The 20,990-nt window shown below is 53.7% G+C and carries 14 protein-coding genes; 6 read left to right on the forward strand and 8 right to left on the reverse strand.

The features are described 5' to 3' along the window. Positions 1–182 precede the first annotated feature (182 nt). From ABTW62_RS01440 to gltX, 3 genes are all read right to left on the reverse strand, one after another. The gene (locus ABTW62_RS01440) at positions 183–1,982 is read right to left on the reverse strand and encodes an SLC13 family permease (protein ID WP_430902798.1); all 1,800 of its coding nucleotides are present in this window, start codon (positions 1,980–1,982) and stop codon (positions 183–185) included. Positions 1,983–2,081: 99 nt separating this feature from the next. Beyond that, complete coding sequence (gene metH / locus ABTW62_RS01445; RefSeq protein WP_430902799.1) at positions 2,082–5,798, reverse strand: methionine synthase; 3,717 nt, start codon at positions 5,796–5,798, stop codon at positions 2,082–2,084. 451 nt (positions 5,799–6,249) lie between these two features. Then, entirely contained in the window at positions 6,250–7,641 is a 1,392-nt protein-coding gene (gltX, locus tag ABTW62_RS01450; RefSeq protein WP_430902800.1) for a glutamate--tRNA ligase, read from the reverse strand. Positions 7,642–8,173: 532 nt separating this feature from the next. Between gltX and ABTW62_RS01455 the strand changes: the two genes are divergently transcribed. The 6 genes from ABTW62_RS01455 (at position 8,174) to mgtE (ending at position 14,292) form a co-directional block, all read left to right on the forward strand. Beyond that, complete coding sequence (locus tag ABTW62_RS01455) at positions 8,174–10,030, forward strand: ribonuclease catalytic domain-containing protein (protein WP_430902801.1); 1,857 nt, start codon at positions 8,174–8,176, stop codon at positions 10,028–10,030. A gap of 6 nt (positions 10,031–10,036) precedes the next feature. Continuing rightward, positions 10,037–10,930 carry a TonB family protein gene (locus ABTW62_RS01460; RefSeq protein WP_430902802.1) on the forward strand — a complete coding sequence of 298 codons (894 nt, stop codon included), beginning with the start codon at positions 10,037–10,039 and terminating at the stop codon, positions 10,928–10,930. A gap of 70 nt (positions 10,931–11,000) precedes the next feature. Next, positions 11,001–11,834, forward strand: a complete 834-nt coding sequence (aroE, locus tag ABTW62_RS01465; protein ID WP_430902803.1) for a shikimate dehydrogenase — start codon at positions 11,001–11,003, stop codon at positions 11,832–11,834. Then, a complete protein-coding gene (gene mtgA / locus ABTW62_RS01470; protein WP_430902804.1) occupies positions 11,831–12,565 on the forward strand; it encodes a monofunctional biosynthetic peptidoglycan transglycosylase in 735 nt (244 codons plus the stop codon). Before aroE ends, mtgA begins: the two co-directional genes overlap by 4 nt. 113 nt (positions 12,566–12,678) lie before the next feature. Continuing rightward, positions 12,679–12,831, forward strand: coding sequence for a hypothetical protein (locus ABTW62_RS01475; protein WP_430902805.1), 153 nt, complete (start codon positions 12,679–12,681; stop codon positions 12,829–12,831). A gap of 24 nt (positions 12,832–12,855) precedes the next feature. Further along, a complete protein-coding gene (mgtE, locus tag ABTW62_RS01480; RefSeq protein ID WP_430902806.1) occupies positions 12,856–14,292 on the forward strand; it encodes a magnesium transporter in 1,437 nt (478 codons plus the stop codon). A gap of 70 nt (positions 14,293–14,362) precedes the next feature. Here mgtE and ABTW62_RS01485 read toward each other — a convergent pair whose 3' ends face one another. The 5 genes from ABTW62_RS01485 to ABTW62_RS01505 all read right to left on the reverse strand — a co-directional run bounded on the left by ABTW62_RS01485 (position 14,363) and on the right by ABTW62_RS01505 (position 20,947). Continuing rightward, positions 14,363–15,481, reverse strand: coding sequence for a nucleotidyltransferase domain-containing protein (locus ABTW62_RS01485; RefSeq protein ID WP_430902807.1), 1,119 nt, complete (start codon positions 15,479–15,481; stop codon positions 14,363–14,365). Further along, positions 15,474–16,379 carry an HprK-related kinase A gene (locus tag ABTW62_RS01490; protein WP_430902808.1) on the reverse strand — a complete coding sequence of 302 codons (906 nt, stop codon included), beginning with the start codon at positions 16,377–16,379 and terminating at the stop codon, positions 15,474–15,476. Before ABTW62_RS01490 ends, ABTW62_RS01485 begins: the two co-directional genes overlap by 8 nt. Further along, entirely contained in the window at positions 16,376–16,666 is a 291-nt protein-coding gene (locus ABTW62_RS01495; RefSeq protein ID WP_430902809.1) for an HPr-rel-A system PqqD family peptide chaperone, read from the reverse strand. Before ABTW62_RS01495 ends, ABTW62_RS01490 begins: the two co-directional genes overlap by 4 nt. 342 nt (positions 16,667–17,008) lie before the next feature. Then, complete coding sequence (locus ABTW62_RS01500; RefSeq protein WP_430902810.1) at positions 17,009–17,407, reverse strand: hypothetical protein; 399 nt, start codon at positions 17,405–17,407, stop codon at positions 17,009–17,011. A gap of 372 nt (positions 17,408–17,779) precedes the next feature. Further along, positions 17,780–20,947, reverse strand: a complete 3,168-nt coding sequence (locus ABTW62_RS01505; RefSeq protein WP_430902811.1) for an efflux RND transporter permease subunit — start codon at positions 20,945–20,947, stop codon at positions 17,780–17,782. Positions 20,948–20,990: the final 43 nt, after the last annotated feature.

Consider the following 20,990-nt stretch of genomic DNA (forward strand, 5'->3'; position numbering starts at 1 on the left):
CGCGATCCACCAGGAATTCCAGGGTAAATGAGCCAGCTTGCAAAGCCATTTTTTCAGCACGCTTGTCAAGCGTGCTGAAAAAATGGCAACTCATTATCACCCAAGAGTCATGCGCTGAGAATGCGACAAATTGTCGCAGCCAAGCCTGCGGAATGCCGGCACAGCCGCCGGCCAAAATGGTATTAAGGTCCCGTCAGCGGCCAGAAGAATGGAATCAGGCAGGCTGCACCTAATCCCAGCAGTATGTTGAGCGGCAAGCCTAATCGCGCAAAATCACTGAATTTATAATTACCCGCGCTATACACCAGCGTATTGGTCTGATAGCCAATCGGTGTCGCAAAGCTCATACTGGCAGAAAACATGACGCCCACCACGAAAGGCCGTGCATCAACGCCCATTTGTTGCGCAAGACCGATCACGACCGGTGTCATCAACACAGCCACGGCATTGTTGCTTAACATTTCAGTCAACGTGGAAGTCAGTAAGATCACCACCAGCAACATCCACCAAGGATCCAGCCCAATGCCCAGCGATAACAGACAGCCTGCCACCATATCGGCCAAGCCCGATTCGCGCATAGCAATACTGATTGCCAGCATACCGAAAATCATCACGATCAGCGGCCATTCGATCGCTTTATAGGCCTCGTCCGAACGAATACAGCCTGTCGCCAGCACAACCGCCACCCCTATGATTGCCAGCGCTTCGATCGGCATCACTTTGAAAGCGGCCAGCAGCATGACACCCGCTATCACAGCCAGGGCAATGGGCGCCTTATGTTGACGGGGCGTTGTCACCTTGCCTTCCGTCAATGCAAACAAGTCCCCATTCTCACAAAACCGCCTGATCTGTGTCGCCGTGCCCTCCACCAGCAACACATCACCAAACTGCAGTTGAAAGTCATCGACCACATCCCCGATACTGGCATCTTTACGATGCACCGCAATCAAATGGATGCCGTAACGTGCTAGCAAATCCAGATCACGGATTGGCCGTTGTGTATAACGCGAACTTGAGCCCACAATCGCCTCGATGACAATTGCATCCTTGCGCCGCAATGTCTCAAGATCATGCCCCGCATTACCCTGCAGCCCGACCAGGTCGGACGAATGCAGATCCATCATCGCACTGCTTTTGCTGTGAACCACCAGCCGATCGCCAACCTGCAGGCGGGTGTCAACCAGCGGAGAGGAAATTATCTCATCGCCACGAAATAGCTTGAGCACGGATACACCCGCCTGCCCCAGTTTGGCTTCAGCCAGGGTTTTTCCCGCCAGCCTCGAGTTCTCGGGCACAAACAGTTCGGTCATGAAGGCCCGGTCGCTCATCCCGACAAACTGCTGGGCCAGCGTTTCACGCACAGGCAGCACTTTGGGCGCAAAAAAGTAAATGAACAAACACCCCAGCAGGCCAAGAAAGGCGGCTGGCACGGTAATTTCAAAAACACCGAAGGCGGCCAATCCCATATCGCGCGCGACACCATCGACCAGAATATTGGTCGAAGTACCGACCATGGTCATCATGCCGCCCAGGATCGTCGCATAAGAAAGCGGAATCAGAAAACGCGAAGGCGCTGCCTGCAGCCGCGTGGCCATCGTAATGATGGCAGGCATCATCACCATCACGACTGGCGTGTTGTTGATGAAGGGAGAAACCAACAGCGCCGTGAGCATGATGATGGCCAGCAATTTCTGTTCACTCTTTCCTGCCGCCCCGCCTATCCACTGCACGAGTTTACCCACACAACCCGTCTTTTCAAGCGCCGCGCTGATGATAAACAACCCTGCAATCGTAATCGGCGCACTGTTGCTGAAAACACTCAGCACCTGGTTGCTGTCCAGCAGGCCCAGTATCAGCAATGCCGCCACTGCAAGAATCACTGCGATATCCGGCTTGGTCCATTCCCGCACAAAGGTCAGTAGAAGAAACAGAATAACCAGCCCCACCAGCAGTGGATTTATCCATTCAGCCGTCAAATTCACCCCTCAAATCATAGTCAAGTTGGTTCGTTCTGGACAAATTGCACCCAGATTCCCCAGTTGGATGGGCAGCAGCATGATCGCCCACCGGAGAATCCGGGCTTAACGTTCATAAGCCAGTGCCGGCGCCAGCCATCTTTCTGCTTCTTCCAGCGTCCAACCTTTTCGTTTTGCATAATCCTCTACTTGATCCTTGCCGATTTTTCCCACCGCAAAATAAGAGGATGCCGGATGTGCGAAATAAAAACCGGACACTGCGGCGGTCGGCACCATTGCGTAAGACTCTGTCACGATGATGCCGGTCCGTTTCTCCGCCTCAAGCAGCGCGAACAGTGGCCCTTTCTCGGTATGATCGGGACATGCAGGATAGCCTGGCGCCGGGCGGATGCCCTGATATTGTTCATCAATCAGCTGATCGTTCCCAAGATCCTCCGCGCTCGCATATCCCCAGAATTCACGGCGGACACGGGCATGCATATGCTCGGCAAAGGCTTCTGCCAGTCGGTCAGCCAGCGCCTTCAATATGATGGCACTGTAATCATCATGCGCGGATTCGAAAGCCTGCACCCGTTCGTCGATACCGAAACCAGCGCTGACCGCGAACAGGCCTATCGTATCCGCAACCCCCGTCTCGCGTGGCGCGATGAAATCGGCCAGTGCCAGATTAGGCCGTCCAGTAGGTTTGACCGTTTGCTGCCGGAGTGTGTGATACGTCATCAATACTTGACTACGACTCCGGTCAGCATAGATTTCGATATCATCCTGGTTAACCGTATTGGCGGGGAAGAGGCCGATCACGGCATTGGCTGACAGCCATTTTTGCTCGATAATTTTTTTGAGCATGGCCTGGGCATCCCGGAAAAGATTGCTGGCCGCCTCGCCGACAATTTCGTCCTGCAAGATCGCCGGGTAGCGCCCCGAAAGCTCCCATGCCTGGAAAAAGGGTGTCCAGTCAATATAGGGCACCAAGGTTTCCAGTGGATAATTGTTAAGGGTCCGCAATCCCAAAAAACTTGGTTCCCGGGGCGCGCACGCTTTCCAGTCGGTCTTGAATGCATTGGCCCGAGCCTCCTCAAGTGACAATAATTTGGAAGGCCCTTTCTTGTTTTTGTGTTGCGCGCGGTTTTTCTCCTGCTCGGCCTTGACTTGCTCGATATAGCCGGCATGGAGATCCTGCGACATCAGATTGCTGCACACGCCCACGGCACGGCTGGCATCGGGCACCCATACCGTCACGCCACTGTAGTGCGGCGCAATTTTAACTGCCGTATGCACGCGCGAGGTGGTCGCTCCGCCGATCAGCAGTGGCACGGTAAACCCTTCGCGCTCCATTTCCTTGGCGACATGCGCCATTTCCTCCAGAGATGGGGTAATCAATCCTGACAGGCCGATAATATCGGCTTTTTCCTGGCGCGCGGTTTCCAGAATCTTCGCGCTGGGCACCATGACCCCCATATTAACGACTTCGAAATTATTGCATTGCAGGACCACCGCCACGATATTCTTGCCGATATCATGCACATCCCCCTTAACCGTAGCCACCACAATCTTGCCTTTGGGCTTGTTATCCCCGGAAATTTTTTTCTCAGCCTCGATATATGGCAACAGATAAGCCACTGCCTGCTTCATCACGCGCGCGGATTTGACCACTTGCGGCAAAAACATTTTGCCCGCTCCGAACAAATCACCCACGACGTTCATGCCATCCATGAGCGGCCCTTCAATGACTTCAATCGGTTTGCCGCCCTGCTGCTCGATTTCCTGCCGGATAAGCTCGGTATCCTCAACGATATGGGTACTGATACCCTTGACCAGCGCATGCGTCAAACGCTGACGCACCGGTTCCTCGCGCCAGGCAAGATCCTCGACCTGTTCTTTTTTCTGCCCTTTGAAATGTTCCGCAAATTCCACCAGCCGTTCGGTCGCATCAGGCCGCCGATTCAACAGCACATCTTCAACACGCTCCAATAAATCTGCAGGAATGTCCGAGTAGACGCCCAGTTGCCCGGCATTGACAATGCCCATGGTCATGCCAGCCTGGATGGCGTGATATAAAAACGCGGTGTGTATCGCTTCACGAATCGGTTCATTGCCACGAAACGAGAATGAGACGTTGGACACGCCACCGCTGATCTTGGCATACGGCAGAGTCTTTCTGATAATCTGAACCGCTTGAATAAAATCGAGCGCGTAGTTGTTGTGCTCTTCGATACCGGTGGCAATGGCGAAAATATTGGGATCGAAAATAATATCCTCTGGCGCCAAGTGAGCTTGTTCAGTCAGCAACTGGTAGCTCCGCGTACAAATCTCCACTTTACGCTGCAGGGTATCAGCCTGCCCGCTCTCATCGAAGGCCATGACGATCACCGCTGCCCCGTAACGGCGCGCCAGCTTGGCATGGTGCAGAAACTCCGCTTCGCCTTCCTTGAGGCTGATGGAATTGATGATCGCCTTACCTTGCACGCATTTAAGGCCCGCTTCGATCACCGACCATTTACTGGAATCCAGCATGATCGGCACCCGGCTGATATCCGGCTCGGCTGCGACCAGATTGAGAAAGGTCACCATCGCTTTCTGCGAATCGAGCATCGCTTCATCCATATTGATATCGATGATCTGCGCCCCGTTTTCTACCTGACTGCGCGCGATGGCCAGCGCTTCGGCATAATTGTCGTTCAGAATCAGGCGTGAGAAGGCTTTGGAACCGGTCACATTGGTACGTTCCCCGACGTTCACAAACAGCGAATCTTCGTCGATATTGAGTGGCTCCAGCCCGGATAGCCTCAGTTTCTTGGGCAAATCCGGCAGCTTGCGGGGGGGTACGCCAGCTATGGCTTGCGCAATGGCTGCGATATGTGACGGTGTTGTCCCACAGCATCCGCCCACTATATTGACAAACCCTGATTGCGCGAAATCCTTGATCAAACGCGCGGTATACTCGGGCGTTTCATCGTAACCTGTCTCCGCCAGTGGATTCGGCAAACCGGCATTGGGATGTGCGCTGGTATACACTTCGGCCACATTCGACATTTCCTCGACATAAGGACGCATCAGCTCTGCGCCCAACGCGCAGTTGATTCCGACCGACAGGGGTTGCACATGACGCACTGAATTCCAGAAAGCTTCCGGCGTTTGCCCGGAAAGATTGCGTCCTGAGGCATCGGTAATCGTGACAGAAATCATCACCGGCAGATGGATGCCATGGGTCTCAAAATATTGATCGATGGCGAACAATGCCGCCTTGGCATTGAGGGTATCAAATATGGTCTCGACCAGCAGAATATCCACCCCGCCATCGACCAGCCCACGCACCGATTCGGAATAGCTGTCGACCAGCTGGTCAAAAGTAACCGCACGGAAGCCGGGATCATTGACATCAGGTGAAATAGAGGCCGTTTTGGTGGTCGGGCCAATCACCCCGGCCACAAAACGGGGTTGACCGGGCGATTTGCTCTCCATCGCCCGCGCCTCTTCAAATGCCAAACGCGCACCAGTCAGATTGAGCTCGTAGACCAGATCCTGCATGTGGTAATCGGCCATCGACGGCGCATTGGAACTGAAGGTATTGGTCTCGATGATATCCGACCCGGCTTCGAGATAGGCACGATAAATCGAACGAATCACGTCCGGCCTGGTTAGCGACAGCAAATCATTATTGCCCTTGAGATCGTGCGGAAAATCAGCAAAACGCTCCCCCCGGTAATCCGACTCGCTCAGCTTGTAGCTCTGGATCATCGTCCCCATCGCGCCATCCAGCAAGAGTATCCGCTCAGCAAGCAATTGTTTAAGCAAAGCCGTACGTTGTTCATGCATTGTCATAAAAAACCTTTTAATTTAGCTTCCTCAGCCGGACTGGCCGGCATGCGCAGACTGCGGGCGCTGATCAAGACATCATGCTCTGCCAGGAGATGTGTATTGCCAGCTATCGCCAGACAACCCTGGATCTGCCAGATCGTGAATCCTCACTGTATCCAGCACACTTGCAAGCTAGCCTGAGCATTTTCCGCAAAGGATAAATTTATGTTGTTGCCGCTTGATGGAGCTGTTAACTGAGGAGCGCAGATTTAAAAATTGTATTAAGACGTAACGTTAACCAGAAACCATGACAAACAGGGTCCGGATCTGGAGAAAACTGCCGGAAATGCTCACACGCCCTCCAGCCAAACAGCGGTATCGAATTGCAAGACGCATTGCAACGCAGCAAAAAATAAAAAGCAGCGTGTTATAAACATCTCAGTGTGGTCCACAATCTGTGGTTCAGGCTTACATGTCACTTTGGAAACATGTCGAGTTGATGCTGCATGCGTTTCAGCGTCTCTTCTCTCCCAAGCAGCTCCAGCACCGCATCAATGGCAGGTGTCTGCACTTCGCCCGTCACCATCACGCGCAGCGGCATGGCCAGATTTGGAAATTTCAGGCCATGCCGGGCAATAGTTTCCTTGATCTCGCCATGAATGGCCTCCCGTTTCCATTCAATCGAAGCAAGTTGACTGATCAAATGCTGCAGAGCCGGATAGATCCCGGCCTTGAAATGGCGTGATTTAAGTTCTTCGGTTGGCTCGATCGGTCGAAAAAAATAAACCGCTGCATCAGCCAATTCCTCGATGGTGCTTACGCGCTCTTTCAATAGATGCATAATCCTGGCCAAATCAGGGTCACCCGCCGGATCGCATCCTCTTACTTTTAGAAAAGGCATAGCCAATGCCGCCAGACGCGCATCATCTGCCACCTTGATATATTGCTGATTCAGCCAGCCTAGTTTTTCCGGATTGAATTTTGCAGGCGAACGATTAATTGCAGCCAGATCAAACCATTCAATCAACTGTCCACGACTGAAGATTTCTTCGTCTCCATGCGACCAGCCCAAACGGGCCAGGTAATTGATCAGCGCTTCCGGCAAATAGCCCTGATCGCGGTAATGCGTCACAGAGACGGCACCATGCCGCTTGGAAAGCCGCTCGCCATCGGCCCCCAAGATCATCGGCACATGCGCATATTCAGGAATGGACGCACCCAGTGCTTTCAGGATGTTGACCTGCCGGGGCGTATTATTGACATGATCATCACCCCGGATGACATGCGTAATGCCCATATCCAGATCGTCGAGCACCACACCAAAATTATAGGTCGGAGTGCCGTCGCTTCTCACCAGCACCAAATCATCCAGCTCGTGATTGGCCACAGCGACTTTACCCTTGACCAGATCATTGAACACCACATGCCCTTCCCGGGGCGTTTTCAAGCGAATCACCGGCTTGACCCCTGCCGGAGGAGACTGGTTGCTGTCACGCCAGCGCCCGTCATAACGGGGTTTGAGACCAGCTGCACGCTGCTGTTCCCGCAAGATATCAAGTTCTTCCTTGCTGGCATAGCAATAATAAGCGAGATTATGCTGCAGAAGCTGCTCAGCGACTTCCTGATAGCGGTTCAAGCGCTCCATTTGATAATAGGGCCCTTCGTCATAATCGAGACCGAGCCAGGCCATCCCATCAAGAATGGCTTGCACAGATTGCTGGCTGGAGCGCTCAAGATCGGTATCCTCTATTCTCAGAATGAATTTTCCGCCCTGGTTGCGGGCGAATGCCCAGGAAAATAGGGCGGTGCGTGCACCGCCAATATGAAGATAGCCAGTGGGACTGGGAGCAAAACGCGTTCTTACCATCAGCTTAGAATGAGATTGGAGTTTAGAAAAATGCAGTAGTTTACTTAATTCAGGAGACGCTGATCATTGTTTCATAGAAACTGACCTGCAAAAAAAGGACATCATTGAAATAGGCGGCAAAGCCATTCATAATTGGAACATTCGCTTCAAAAGCGCATTTCGCCCCGATCATCCGTTTGTTTCCGTTTAACATAGCCGCCACTTACTCCCAATGTCCTGGCAATCCATCCCGAGGCCGCGCCCTGCCTCGATGTCGGCCATGCAGGACCATTCTGCACTTGCAAACAGCCGACGCCCTTTTGCCATTATGGATTTTTTTGTCTCATGGCCATTATGTTAACATGAACGGCAGGATTTCTTTTCACTCCGCGCGCACGGGTGAATTCGGCATGTTTCAGCCGCTGCAATCGACCTTGCGAACAACGCCACTCCCGCTATGATCTATCTTTTGAATTAAACTCGCGTCAGCATCATATTATTAACACAATGACTCACATACCTGCATTTCTGGCCCGCCCTGAGGATTGATTTGGTGAACGTTTTTTATGAAGAAGCCGGGGGCTTCAAGGTTGGCGGTATACTTGCCGACAATACGACCTCGCTACAAATTGAAGCCATGCATGGCAAGCGCTCGAAAATCAAAGCGGCCGCGGTACTGCTACGCTTTGAAACGCCGTCTCTGTGCGAATTCATGCAGCAGGCACAAGAGATCGTCGATGACTTGGATGTAGATTTCCTCTGGGAATGTTGTGAGGAGAACCAGGAATTTACTGGCGCCGATCTGGCGACCGAATATTTTGGCCATACACCCAGCCCTGTGGAAATCGCCGCCGTCATGATGCTGCTGAACAGCCACCCGATCTATTTCCACAGAAAGGGGCACGGCCGCTACAAGGCTGCGCCACCGGAAATTTTGCAGGCGGCGCTGGCCAGTCAGGAAAAAAAACGCCTGGCTGCGGAAAAACAGGCGAGTTATGTGGAACAATTGACGGCCTTCAAGCTTCCGGATGCATTCAAGCCGCTCGTGAACGATCTGCTTTACCGGCCCGACAAAAATACAATTGAATGGAAAGCGCTTGAGTCAGCCTGCAATGCCACCAAATTAAGTGTACCCAAACTGCTGAAGGAATGCGGCGCGATTCCGTCAGCCCATGATTATCATTTCAATCAGTTCGTGTATGAGCACTTCCCAGAAGGGACCGCGTTTGATCCGCATGCTGCAGATTTCATCAGAACCGACCTGGAAGATTTGCCGCTGGCAGATGTCACTGCATTCAGTATCGATGATGCAGCCACCACCGAAATCGACGACGCATTCTCAGTCACCCCGCTGAGCTATGGCAGTTTCCGGATCGGGATCCATATCGCTGCGCCCGCATTGGGCATCACGCCGGGATCCAATCTCGACCAAGCAGCTGCCAGACGTTTATCGACGGTCTATCTGCCTGGTCATAAAATTACCATGCTGCCCGAGGAAGTAATTCAGCATTACACATTGGGTGAATCACGCCGCTGCCCAGTGCTTTCGCTTTATCTTAATGTTGCAGATGACTTTACCGTCACCGAGACCTTCAGCAAGATCGAGACCATCCAGGTATCCACCAATTTGCGCCACGATACCCTCGAACAGCAATTCAACGAGGACACGCTCAGAGACAATCAACTGGATTATCCTTTTGCCCGTGAACTTCAGTTGCTCTGGAATTTTGCTTGCAAAATGGAAAAACTGCGCGGCAAGGAACAGGATAGCAACAGCGATAAAGTCGATTATAGTTTTGTTGTTGAGCAAGATCATGTCATGATTTACGAACGCCGCCGCGGGGCACCCATCGACAGAGTGGTGTCGGAACTGATGATTTTCGCAAATGCCGAATGGGGCAAACAGCTTGCGGATGCGGGGCTCGCGGGCATTTATCGCAGCCAGGGTAACGGCAAGGTCAGAATGAGCCTCTCTCCCGCTCCGCATCAAGGCCTGGGCGTATCGCAATATGCCTGGAGCAGCTCGCCCATGCGCCGCTATGTTGATCTCATCAACCAGCGTCAGCTGATCGCGTTTGTATCCGAAACGCCTCCCCCCTACACCCGGGACAGTGATGCGATATTAATCGCCATGCGGGATTTCGAATTGGCTTACGCGACTTATGCGGAGTTTCAGCGCGGCATGGAGCGTTATTGGTGCCTGCGCTGGCTATTGCAGGAAAATATCCATATCGCTGACGCTGTGGTCATCAAAGAGAATCTGGTTAGACTTGATCGCTTGCCATTGACGATCCGGGTTCCCTCGCTGCCGGATCTGGCGCCCGGGACAGCAGTCGTATTGGAAATTTCACAAATCGATTTAATCGAACGCTCATTGAACGCCACTTTCCGCAGTAAAAGTGAAAATTAACACCCTATGTTGCATACGGATATTGTGAATGATTCAGCTCGGCAACATCGCAAGATTTATATTGCACTGCTGCTGTCCCTGATACTCCATGCATTCATCCTGCTGAGCGTATCGTTCAAGCTTCCCGAGCCAACATCTACCAAGGTGGCCAAATCAATAGATGTGATTCTGGTCAATAGCCAATCCGGATCCAAACCGGTCGACACCCATGTGTTGGCCCAGGCCAACCTCGACGGAGGCGGCAACATTGATGAGGACCGGCGTGCCAAAACGCCGCTTCCGGTATTGCCTGGCGTCAAGCCGGTGGTCGAGCTCGCCGAGGCCGAACAGAAAACCCAGCAGCTGGAAAAAGAAGTCAGGAAGCTGTTGACAGCGGCCGAGAACGCAACCACTGTTGTGCAAACACCTCCCCAGGCCAAATCTGCGCAAGCACAACCAGCCAGCCCGGATAAAAATACCGATTTACTGCAACGCAGCCGCGAAATTGCTCGCCTGGAAGCACAAATCGCCAAGGAGCACGAAGCTTACCAGAAGCGTCCCAAGCGCAAATTTATTGGCGCCCGTACGCGTGAATATCGTTTCGCCCGCTATCTGGAGGATTGGCGCCTCAAAGTCGAGCGTATCGGCAATCTGAACTACCCGGAAGCCGCCAGGAAAGAAAAACTTTACGGCAGTCTGCAACTGACGGTAGGCATCCGTTCTGACGGCAGTCTGGAATCGATAGGCATCGACCGCTCATCAGGCATACAGATACTGGATGATGCCGCCATCCGGATTGTCAGGCTCGCTGCACGCAATGGCTTCGCCCCCTTTCCTCCAGACATCAAACGCGATACCGATATTTTGCATATTACCCGCACCTGGGTCTTTTCGCGGGCAGACAAGCTATTGAGCAAATGAACCAATCCGGCCGCCAGATTCCGCACCATGCATTCTGCATATTCCGATACATTCAGCCGAGGCCACCAGAATGACTGATACTTACGCCGTCATCGGCAACCCCATCAAACATAGCCAGTCGCCCTTCATTCAGCATGAATTTGCGCGGCAAACCGGCCAGATCATGCGCTATGAAGCCATCCTGGCAGCGCTGGACGGTTTCGTTCAAACAGTCAAAACCTTTCAGCAGCAGGGCGGTAAAGGTATGAACATCACCGTCCCTTTCAAGCTGGAAGCCTATGCACTAGCCACTCAACTGACCGATCGCGCCAAGGCCGCGCAAGCCGTCAATACTTTCAAATTCAGGGCAAACGGCATGATTCTGGGCGACAATACCGATGGCGCTGGATTAGTCCGTGATATCGAAATCAACCGTGGTATTCCGATCGCGCACAAGCGCATCTTGCTGATGGGCGCAGGCGGCGCCGCCCATGGCGCCATTTTGCCGCTACTTCAGCAACACCCCGCGTTACTGGCAATTGCCAATCGCACCCCTGCCAAGGCACTGGCGCTGCAACAGCAATTTGCCGGTCACGGCAACATTGCGGCCGGCCATTACCAGGATTTTGCCGGGGCGGATTTCGACATCCTGATCAACGCCACCTCAGCCAGTCTGCAAGACGCGCTTCCTCCCCTGCCAGCGGGATTGTTTAAAACCACTGCGCTTGCTTACGACATGCTTTACAGTAGTAAGCCGACCCCATTTCTGATATTTGCCCAGGCCCAAGGGGCTCAGCACCTGGCGGATGGAACAGGCATGCTGGTCGAACAGGCAGCCGAATCCTTTTTCCTGTGGCGCGGCATCCGTCCAGAAACACAAACAGTCATCAAGCAGCTCCGGGACAAGTTGCACCATGCCTCGTGAGTGCTGCAAAGGCTCCCCGCCTGTCCGCGCATCGTTCAGGATGGCTCAGCCGATGGCTGCTGCGAACAGTGTTATTTCTGCTGGCGTGCGCCCTGCTCTACCAAGTCTGGTTCCTGTTACACATTGTTTACTGGCGCACCCATAATCCCGTTTCCAGCGCTTTCATGGAGAATCGGCTGGCCGTTCTGCGTCAACAGAATCCTGATGCCGGATTGCGTCATCAGTGGGTGACCTACGCACAGATTTCGGATCATCTCAAACGCGCGGTGATCGCATCCGAAGACGGCCGGTTTCTGCAACACCAGGGATTTGATTTCGATGCCATCCAAACTGCCTGGAAAAAAAACCTCAAACAACGCAAATGGGCGGCCGGCGGCTCGACCATCAGTCAACAGCTTGCCAAAAACCTGTTTCTATCGGATAAAAAAACGCTATGGCGCAAACTCCAGGAAGCGATCATCACCCTCATGATAGAAGAATTGCTTTCAAAACAAAGGATCCTGGAAATCTACCTGAATGTGATTGAATGGGGAGAAGGTGTATTCGGAGCCGGCGCCGCTGCCCAGCACTACTTCGGAGTCCCGGCCTCATCTCTTACTACCAGACAGGCGGCCTGGCTCGCGGCAATGATACCCAACCCACGTTACTACGATGCCCACCGCAACGCACCAAAACTACTCGGCAAAACGCGCATCATTCTGGCGCGCATGCGCGCTGCCAAGGTTCCGTGATAGAATATTTTAGCGGATGCTAGATTCTCTCTTTCGCGGATGTTCTGTGCGCTCTTGGCTGTCTGGCATCAGCTTCTGGCCTGACAAGCAATAGTAGCGAAGCGCGCTGGATCATGCGACAAGAGCACGATGACAAGACCTGCCGCATGGATGCCAGGTCACAAACTCCCTGGGTGTACATCTCGCTAACCGGCACACGCGGCAGAATCTATACTGATGCGCTCGGTACAAGCATCACAGCGCATGCTTTCTCCACTGCCCCCTAATCTCGACGACTACTAGTTTCTTTCATGACAGCAGAGAATCACGAAAACGAAAACCTAGAAGACAAACTGCAAAAAGTCATTTACCTGCTGCGCAAATATAAGCTGGTAGACGGATTAGTGCGCCTGCAAGATACACCTCGTCCGGATTTGGTTGAATCCGTCATACAAAAACAGAATCTCGCCAGCCTGCAGAACATGCTTAACAGACTGCACCCTGCCGATATTGCGCATATTCTGGAAGCCCTCCCGCTCGATGATCGCTTGATTGTTTGGGGACTGGTGAAGGCGGAGCATGACGGGGAAGTCCTGCTCGAAGTCTCCGACGCGGTACGCCAAACACTGATCGAAGACATGAACAGCAAGGAGCTGGTTGCTGCGGCGGAACAGCTCGATGCCGACGAAATTGCCGATCTGGCACCGGATCTGCCCAGCTACGTCATGGAGGACGTGTTCCGTTCGCTACCCATGGAGGAACGCGAACATTTGCGGGCTGCCATGTCCTATCCTGAGGACGCAGTCGGCGCATTGATGGATTTCGATGTCATTACCGTGCGCGAGGATGTGCGCATTGAAGTCGTATTGCGCTATCTGCGCCGCCTGGGCGAGCTTCCCGATCACACCGATCAACTGTTCGTGGTGGATCGCGACGAACATCTGAAAGGCGTCTTGCTGCTAAACCAGTTATTGGTCAGCGATCCGGAGACGGCTGTAGTTGAGGTCATGAAACGGGAAATGGTCAAGTTTCACCCCGATGACAAAGCCGAACAAGCCACACAGGCCTTTGAACGCTATGATCTGGTATCCGCTTCGGTGGTCACGCCTGACGGCAAGCTCCTGGGCCGGGTCACGGTCAACGCAGTCATTGATTTCATGCGCGAACGCGCTGATTATGAGGCCCGGAACCAGGCCGGCCTGAGCGAAGAAGAAGATCTGTTCGCCCCGATCTGGAAAAGCGTCCAAAACCGCTGGGCATGGCTTGCCATTAACCTGGTCACAGCCTTCATCGCGTCGCGTGTGATCGGCCTGTTTGAGGATTCGATAGAGAAACTGGTGGCTTTGGCCGCATTAATGCCTATCGTCGCCGGGGTCGGCGGCAATTCGGGCAATCAAACCATCACCATGATCGTACGTGCCATTGCGCTGGGCCAAGTCAATCAGGACAGCACCTTCAAACTGATTACCAAGGAAATCGGCGTCAGCATCGTCAATGGCATCGTTTGGGGAAGCGTCATTGGGTTTATTGCCTATATCATTTATCAGAACGCACAGCTGGGCCTGGTGCTGGCGCTGGCCATGCTGCTGAATCTCCTGTTGGCCGCGCTGGTTGGCGTGCTCATCCCATTGGTACGCAAGCAGCTCGGGCGCGATCCCGCACTTGGTTCGAGCGTCATGATTACCGCAGTAACCGACAGCGGTGGTTTCTTCATCTTCCTTGGATTGGCAACATTGTTTTTACTGTAATATGCCGTTGAACCATTTTCTGTTTCAATAGGGTGCAAGGGATGCGCTCTGCGCTCGGACGTGTTGACATTCACCGGTTTGCCTGTCTGTTCTCTGCAGGCTTGCCCAGAAAAATCGACAAATAAGATTTGTAAGCAAGATGCGGCAACAGCACAGAGAACGGCATGCGCAGCCAATGGCTTCGCCAATAAAGCCACAAGCGGGCAAGGCCGGCACGCCTCGAAGGCTTGTCCGGATCCAGAGGCAACAAAGCCAGCGGTACGCAAGCGCGCATCACTCGGCGCGCCAGCCTGCCAGGCCGCTGATGCAGCTTTTCTTCCAGCCCCTCCGGCAGCGTGGCTTGAAAAAGCAAGCGGCTGAAATAAAGGCCGTAAAACAGCGGCCACCCCAATCCGAGTTGGTTGGCGCGATCCACCAGTTTTTGCCAGAATAGCGGCTGACCGTCGCTAAAAAACTGCAACATTTCGTGTAAATCCAGCAAATGCCGCAGATCATCCGCCAGCTCATTATTCTGGAATAAATTGAGCGCACAATGCAGGGTCATATCTTCCGGGCATAATACACACCACCCGCCTTCCAACGGAATGGCCGCCTGCCTAAAAGCGGTGGCATCCAGCTTGAGCTTGCCCAGAGGCGAGACCAACGTATGGTGGATATCCACCTCGGTTTCCCGCTCCCGGTGCACAAAGGCCGGCAATTCATGGCTCCACTCACGATAATAGCGCTCATCGTAGGATGTCAGATTTTGATGATGACGCCAGCCTTTCTGCAGTAAGGTAGCCTCGATGCCAGGCAGACTACCCTTGGGCGCCAGCAGATCCACATCGGCGAACAGCCTGCCACGGGCAATCGGCAAATCCGCCAGCAGGTAGGCCATGCCCTTGAGCACAATGAGGGACGATGCATCATCCTGCAGCGCCCACTGGACACGATCCAACTCCCAGCGCGCCAGTTGCTGGAATTTCCGGGTCCGGATCAAAGCCGAGCGTATCAGATTGGCGGCACGTGCCGGAATCACCTCCAGCAAATTGTGTTCGTCAAGTCTGACTGCCAGGTAGCCGAGCAGCTTCACGCGCCGGGCCAGCCGCAGCAACAGCTCCCATTCCTCGATACTATAAGCGGTGAGCGCCCGAGGATCACGCAGGGCTGTCAGCAGCAGTTGATGGTGAGAGGAAAAATGCTCAGTCATCGGTCAACCGGTCGAGTGCTGCCAGGGCGCTGTCGAAATCCGAATACACCAGTCGGCGGCACTCACAGTTACGCACCAGTCGGGTAACAGCATCGAACGCGCTTTCTCCCAGCATCTCGTAGTTGAAAGCATTGCTCGCCAGCAGCAGGAATGCTTCGGAACGGGGCAGCGATTCCAGCCGCAGCGCGGCATTGGGCACCCATTTCGGAAACACAATCCAGCGCGCTTGGGCGGGCTCATGCATGCGCGCAATGCTTTCTTCAGATGGGCGCACATGCGCGACCGTGCCTTTCTGCGTGCCGTGAATTTCCGGCCCCAACACCGCTTCCGGCAGAAATTTACGAATAGCATCAATCGCCTGATTCTTGAGCGGCATCAGCCGGGGAATCGGCATGAATTGCGCAGATTGCGGCGCCATCAATCCAAACTCATCGGAAAACAGGCGGTAACCACGATGCATCAACGCCGTGCACAACGTCGTCTTCCCGCTCCCGGGCCAGGCTGGCAGCAACAGAACATGACCGTTACGTTCCACGGCCGCAGAATGAAACAGCAGCAGATGATTGATGCGCAGGGCAATCGCCAGATTGATCCCCCATTCCAGGGTGGGCAGCGCATGCGCCGCCGGCGCTGCCGGAAATGGCGCCTGATTGTCGACCAGAAAGCTAATGAAAGGCGTGAACGGACGCCGCAGAGAATATTTGGGCACCACCCGGGCATGAAACTCGGCCAGCTCACCGTCTGCCAACGGATACAGCGCATACAAAGTATAAAGATTTTTGACCAGCGACATGAGTCGGGTCTGGATGTGGATATTGAACGGACCGATTCCCGCCCGCAATCCCTCGCCAGCCAGCCTGGCCCGGAATTGTCCGAAAGAAAGTTCGCCGATTCTCACAAAGGAGCGTTCCGGGCATTTGCGATCAGTCCCAACGCCTCGTAACGCTGCAAGGTGGAAGCAATTTGTTGCCGAAACCGAGCATCATTGGTTACGGCAAATGACTCGGCCAGTTTGATGCAAACGGTATCAAGTGTCGCAGGCGCCTGGTCAAGCAAGACCAGGATTTGCAAGCCCATTGCGTTCAGAAAATGCGTTTTTCCAGAGGCTAGTTGGAAAACAGTGTACTCCTCATCCCAGTTTTCTATTCGCAATGAGGAAAAAAGGACTGAATACCAGTGATTCATAGTGCCAGAACTCCAATTCCGGATTCATTAGACCTCCTATATTCTTTGCAGCAAAGTCAGTACAGCCGGGAATCAAGAAAAGTTTATTTACTTGGAGCCCATATGCTTTAATTCAACTCCGGTTGCTTTACCTGACTTGAGTTTCAAGCTAGTACTCCGTTCCGCCAAAATGCTTACATGAAATCGATGGATTCGCCTGTCATGCGTTGTTGCAAATCCTCGCCATAGCTACGCTATGACTGCGGTTTGCGCCTAGCCTGGCAGGCGAATCCATCGATTTCATTTGCAAGCTAATTGACGGAACGGAGTACTAGGAACATTTCCTGTTCGCAAACATACTGACTAAAGATCAGTAGAAAATCCTCTGCCTTGGAGAGAATTATATGCGGTAACGGAGATCAGTATTCCGCTCCTGGGATCATCCACGGTTCCAAGGCATTCTTCAACATTATCTACAAGCTCTAATTGAGGAGAATCACCTAAATCATATTTACCTGACGGATCCGGATCAGCATTATGAGCACAGACATATTGGTCACCAATTTTTGCAGTTTCGCTATCCACCGCCGCCCCAACAAGATTACTTGTCCGTGCCAGTACTGCACCGCTATGCAGTGTCATGATGACTGGAACCGCGACTGTGCCCTTCAGCAATTTTCTTCGAATCGGCTGGGGGGCGTTGCGGATCTGGTCATTGTCCAAACTCTGATCTGATGATTCTTGCATTTTCTTGTCTGACATGTCTGTCACCTCTCACGCAAAACTTCGGGGAAAATGGAAGCTTATTAGTATAACAACCTGCTACAAAAGCGAAATAGTTTTATAGCGCCTGCCTAATAGACAAGCATGATCCATGCCAATCCCAATAAAAAGGTTTTATATCCGTAAAAACATGAGGATAAGAAATCAGTCTTCCATATGCCAGACCATCAGCTTCAAAAAGTGTAAAAAGTCTCGACATTTTTCGTGGCCAGCGTGCCTGACAGATCCAGGCAGAGGTAACACAAGTCGCTATTGTACGCTCAGCAGTATCTATGGCGGACAGCGAATTCAGGCTGAATTCGCCTGCTATTCCGCAAGGCTGGCGCGCCCGACCGTTCCTGAAAAACACACCTACTTCCTGACTCTCGCCCGATAGGCCATATGATACAGCACCGGCAAAACCAGCAAAGTCAACGCAAGCGAAGAAAAAACGCCGCCGATCACCACCGTTGCCAGCGGGCGCTGCACTTCTGCACCCACACCGGTTGCCAGCGCCATGGGAGCGAAACCGATTGCATCGGTAAGTGCGGTCATCAGCACCGGGCGCAGCCGTGTCAGCGCACCCGTCTGCACCGCCTCTGTCAACGCGACGCCCTGCTGACGCAATTCACGGATGAACGAAAGCATGACCAGCCCGTTCAACACCGCTATCCCTGACAAAGCGATGAAGCCAACCCCAGCGGAAATGGATAGCGGAATATCGCGCATCCACAGAGCCAATACCCCTCCCGTCAACGCAAACGGCACACCAGTAAATACCAGCAATCCATCCCGGAAATTACCGAACATGCTATAGAGCAGAATAAAAATCAGCCCCAGCGAAATGGGCACAACTATTTGCAACCGCTGCGCGGCTGAGAGCATTTGCTCGAACTGACCCCCCCAGGTCAGCCAGTAACCCGGGGGGATTTGCATACTTGTATCTATCAGGCCTTGGGCTTCCTTGACAAAGGAGCCAAGATCCCGCCCCCGCACATTAGCCGTCACCACCACGCGCCGCTTGCCATTTTCCCGGCTGATCTGGTTCGGGCCCTGAACAATCTCTAGCTGCGCGACTTCCCCCAGTGTGACAAAAGCGGTCAACCCGGTTTGCGCCAGCTGACCAGCCCCGATCGCCTCTGGCCTTTCAGCCTGGACCGGCAAACCAATTGGCAAATGCTTGAGAATCTCGATATCGGCCCGCAGCGACTCGGGTAGCCGCACCTGCAATTCAAAACGGCGATCCCCTTCAAAAATCAGGCCGGCACGCTTGCCGGCGACAGCAATAGATACCGCGTCCTGCACATCGGCAACATTCAAGCCATAGCGCGCGACACTGGCGCGGTCGACATCAATCGACAATACCGGCAATCCCGTCACCTGCTCGACCTTCACGTCGGCCGCACCCGGCACAGCTGCAAGCAGCGACTCGACACGCACTCCCAAGGCAAGCAACTGGTCGAGCTCATCACCGAATATTTTGACAGCCACATCGGCGCGCACCCCGGCGATCAGTTCATTGAAACGCATCTCGATCGGTTGCGTGAATTCATAATTATTGCCTGGCACCTGCAGAACTGCCTGCTCCATCGCCTGGATCAGCGCATCCTTGGTGCGATACCGGCCCGTCCATTCTGCCTGCGGTTTCAGCATGATAAAAATATCCGCCACGCTGGGCGGCATGGGATCGGTTGCGATTTCCGCGGTGCCAATCTTGGAAAAAACGCGCTCCACTTCGGGAAAGGACTGGATGGTTTTCTCGAGCTCGTTCTGCATGGCAATCGCGGTCGAAAGACTGGTGCCTGGAATGCGGATCGCGTGCAAGGCAATATCCCCTTCATTCAGGCTGGGAATAAATTCACTGCCGAGACGAGTCGCCAATAACGCAGACAGTACAATTGCAACCAGCGCAACGGTAATGGCCAATCCCTGATTGCGCATCACCTTTTCGAGCATGGGCTGATAGCCGCGTTTACAGCACACGACGATCCAGCTTTCCCGGTCGGCCACATTTCCGGTCAGGAAAAGCGCAAGCGCTGCCGGTACGAATGTCACCGATAAAATCATCGCACCCAGCAATGCGATCACGACAGTGAACGCCATGGGATGAAACATTTTGCCCTCGACACCCGAAAGTGCAAAAATCGGCAGATAAACAATCATGATGATAATCTGCCCATAGATCAGCGCACGCCGCGTCTGTCGGGTCGCTGTGAACACCAGCGCCAGCCGTTCCTCCCGCTTCAGACTGCGCCCCAGCCTGGCTTGCGCCTGTGCAAGATGGCGAATGCTGTTTTCGACTATCACGATCGCGCCATCGACGATAATGCCGAAATCGAGCGCCCCCAAACTCATTAGATTCGCACTGATCTGGTTGGCGACCATGCCGCTAAACGTAAACAGCATCGATAACGGGATCACAAGCGCGGCGATAATCGCTGCCCGGATATTGCCCAGAAACAAAAACAGCACGACAATCACCAGCGCGGCGCCTTCGATTAGATTGAGGCTGACCGTGCGGATCGTGCCATCCACCAGTTTGGTCCGGTCATAAACCGGGGTGGCGACAATGCCGGCCGGCAGCGTGCGATTGACTTCCGCCAGTTTCTCGGCAACCGCGCGCGCGACGGTACGGCTGTTTTCCCCGACCAGCATATGGGCCGTACCCAGCACGACCTCATCGCCATTCTGGGTGGCCGCACCCGTGCGCAACTCCTTGCCAATCAGGACCTCGGCTAGGTCCCTGATATGCAGCGGTGTTCCCTGCCTGCTGCCTAGCGTGATCTCACCAATCTCTTCGAGATTGGCGACCTGTCCCGGCAGACGCACCAGATACTGCTCGCCCCTTTTTTCAATATAGCCTGCGCCGAGATTGACATTGTTACGCTCCAATGCGGTAACGATATCCTGTAGCGTAATCCCATAGGCGATCAGTTTTTCCGGATGAGGCGTCACATGGAATTGCTTGACATACCCTCCTACGGTATTGACCTCGGTCACGCCTCTGACCATGCGCAATTGCGGGCGGACGATCCAGTCCTGGATCTCACGCAAATCGGTCGGCGTATAGACCGTGCCATCCGGCTTGCGCGCACCCTCCAGGCTCTCGATCGTCCACATGAAAATTTCGCCAAGACCAGTAGAAATCGGCCCCATTTCCGGCTCGATACCAGGCGGCAACCGGCCTTTTGCTTCCTGGATGCGCTGGCTGACCAATTGACGAGCGAAATATACGTCGATCTCATCCCGGAATACCACCGTCACCTGGGATAGCCCGTAACGCGACAACGACCGGGTATAGTCAAGCCCGGGCAATCCGGCCATGATCGTCTCAAGCGGAAAAGTGATACGTTGTTCGACTTCTATCGGCGAATAGCCTGGCGCGGCCGTATTGATTTGTACCTGGACATTGGTAATATCCGGCACCGCATCGATCGGCAGTTTTTGATAATTGTAGACCCCCAGCCAGGCCATCGCCAGCACTGCCAGCAGCACCAACCCACGGTGCTCAATTGTCGCTCGTAAAATGCGCTCAAACATGCACGCAAGACCCAGCCCGCGAACAGCCCCGGCTCAATGGGTC

This window comes from Nitrosomonas sp. ANs5 (genome assembly GCF_050584665.1).
Taxonomy (GTDB): Bacteria; Pseudomonadota; Gammaproteobacteria; order Burkholderiales; family Nitrosomonadaceae; genus Nitrosomonas.

Bases quoted from the DNA above. Each gene is read 5' to 3' on its own strand.
- ABTW62_RS01460 (WP_430902802.1), top strand. From the start codon at position 10,037: ATGTTGCATACGGATATTGTGAATGATTCAGCTCGGCAACATCGCAAG.
- metH (WP_430902799.1), bottom strand. From the start codon at position 5,798: ATGACAATGCATGAACAACGTACGGCTTTGCTTAAACAATTGCTTGCT.
- aroE (WP_430902803.1), top strand. From the start codon at position 11,001: ATGACTGATACTTACGCCGTCATCGGCAACCCCATCAAACATAGCCAG.
- ABTW62_RS01495 (WP_430902809.1), bottom strand. From the start codon at position 16,666: ATGAATCACTGGTATTCAGTCCTTTTTTCCTCATTGCGAATAGAAAAC.
- ABTW62_RS01505 (WP_430902811.1), bottom strand. From the start codon at position 20,947: ATGTTTGAGCGCATTTTACGAGCGACAATTGAGCACCGTGGGTTGGTG.
- ABTW62_RS01485 (WP_430902807.1), bottom strand. From the start codon at position 15,481: ATGACTGAGCATTTTTCCTCTCACCATCAACTGCTGCTGACAGCCCTG.
- gltX (WP_430902800.1), bottom strand. From the start codon at position 7,641: ATGGTAAGAACGCGTTTTGCTCCCAGTCCCACTGGCTATCTTCATATT.
- mgtE (WP_430902806.1), top strand. From the start codon at position 12,856: ATGACAGCAGAGAATCACGAAAACGAAAACCTAGAAGACAAACTGCAA.
- ABTW62_RS01475 (WP_430902805.1), top strand. From the start codon at position 12,679: ATGCGACAAGAGCACGATGACAAGACCTGCCGCATGGATGCCAGGTCA.
- ABTW62_RS01500 (WP_430902810.1), bottom strand. From the start codon at position 17,407: ATGTCAGACAAGAAAATGCAAGAATCATCAGATCAGAGTTTGGACAAT.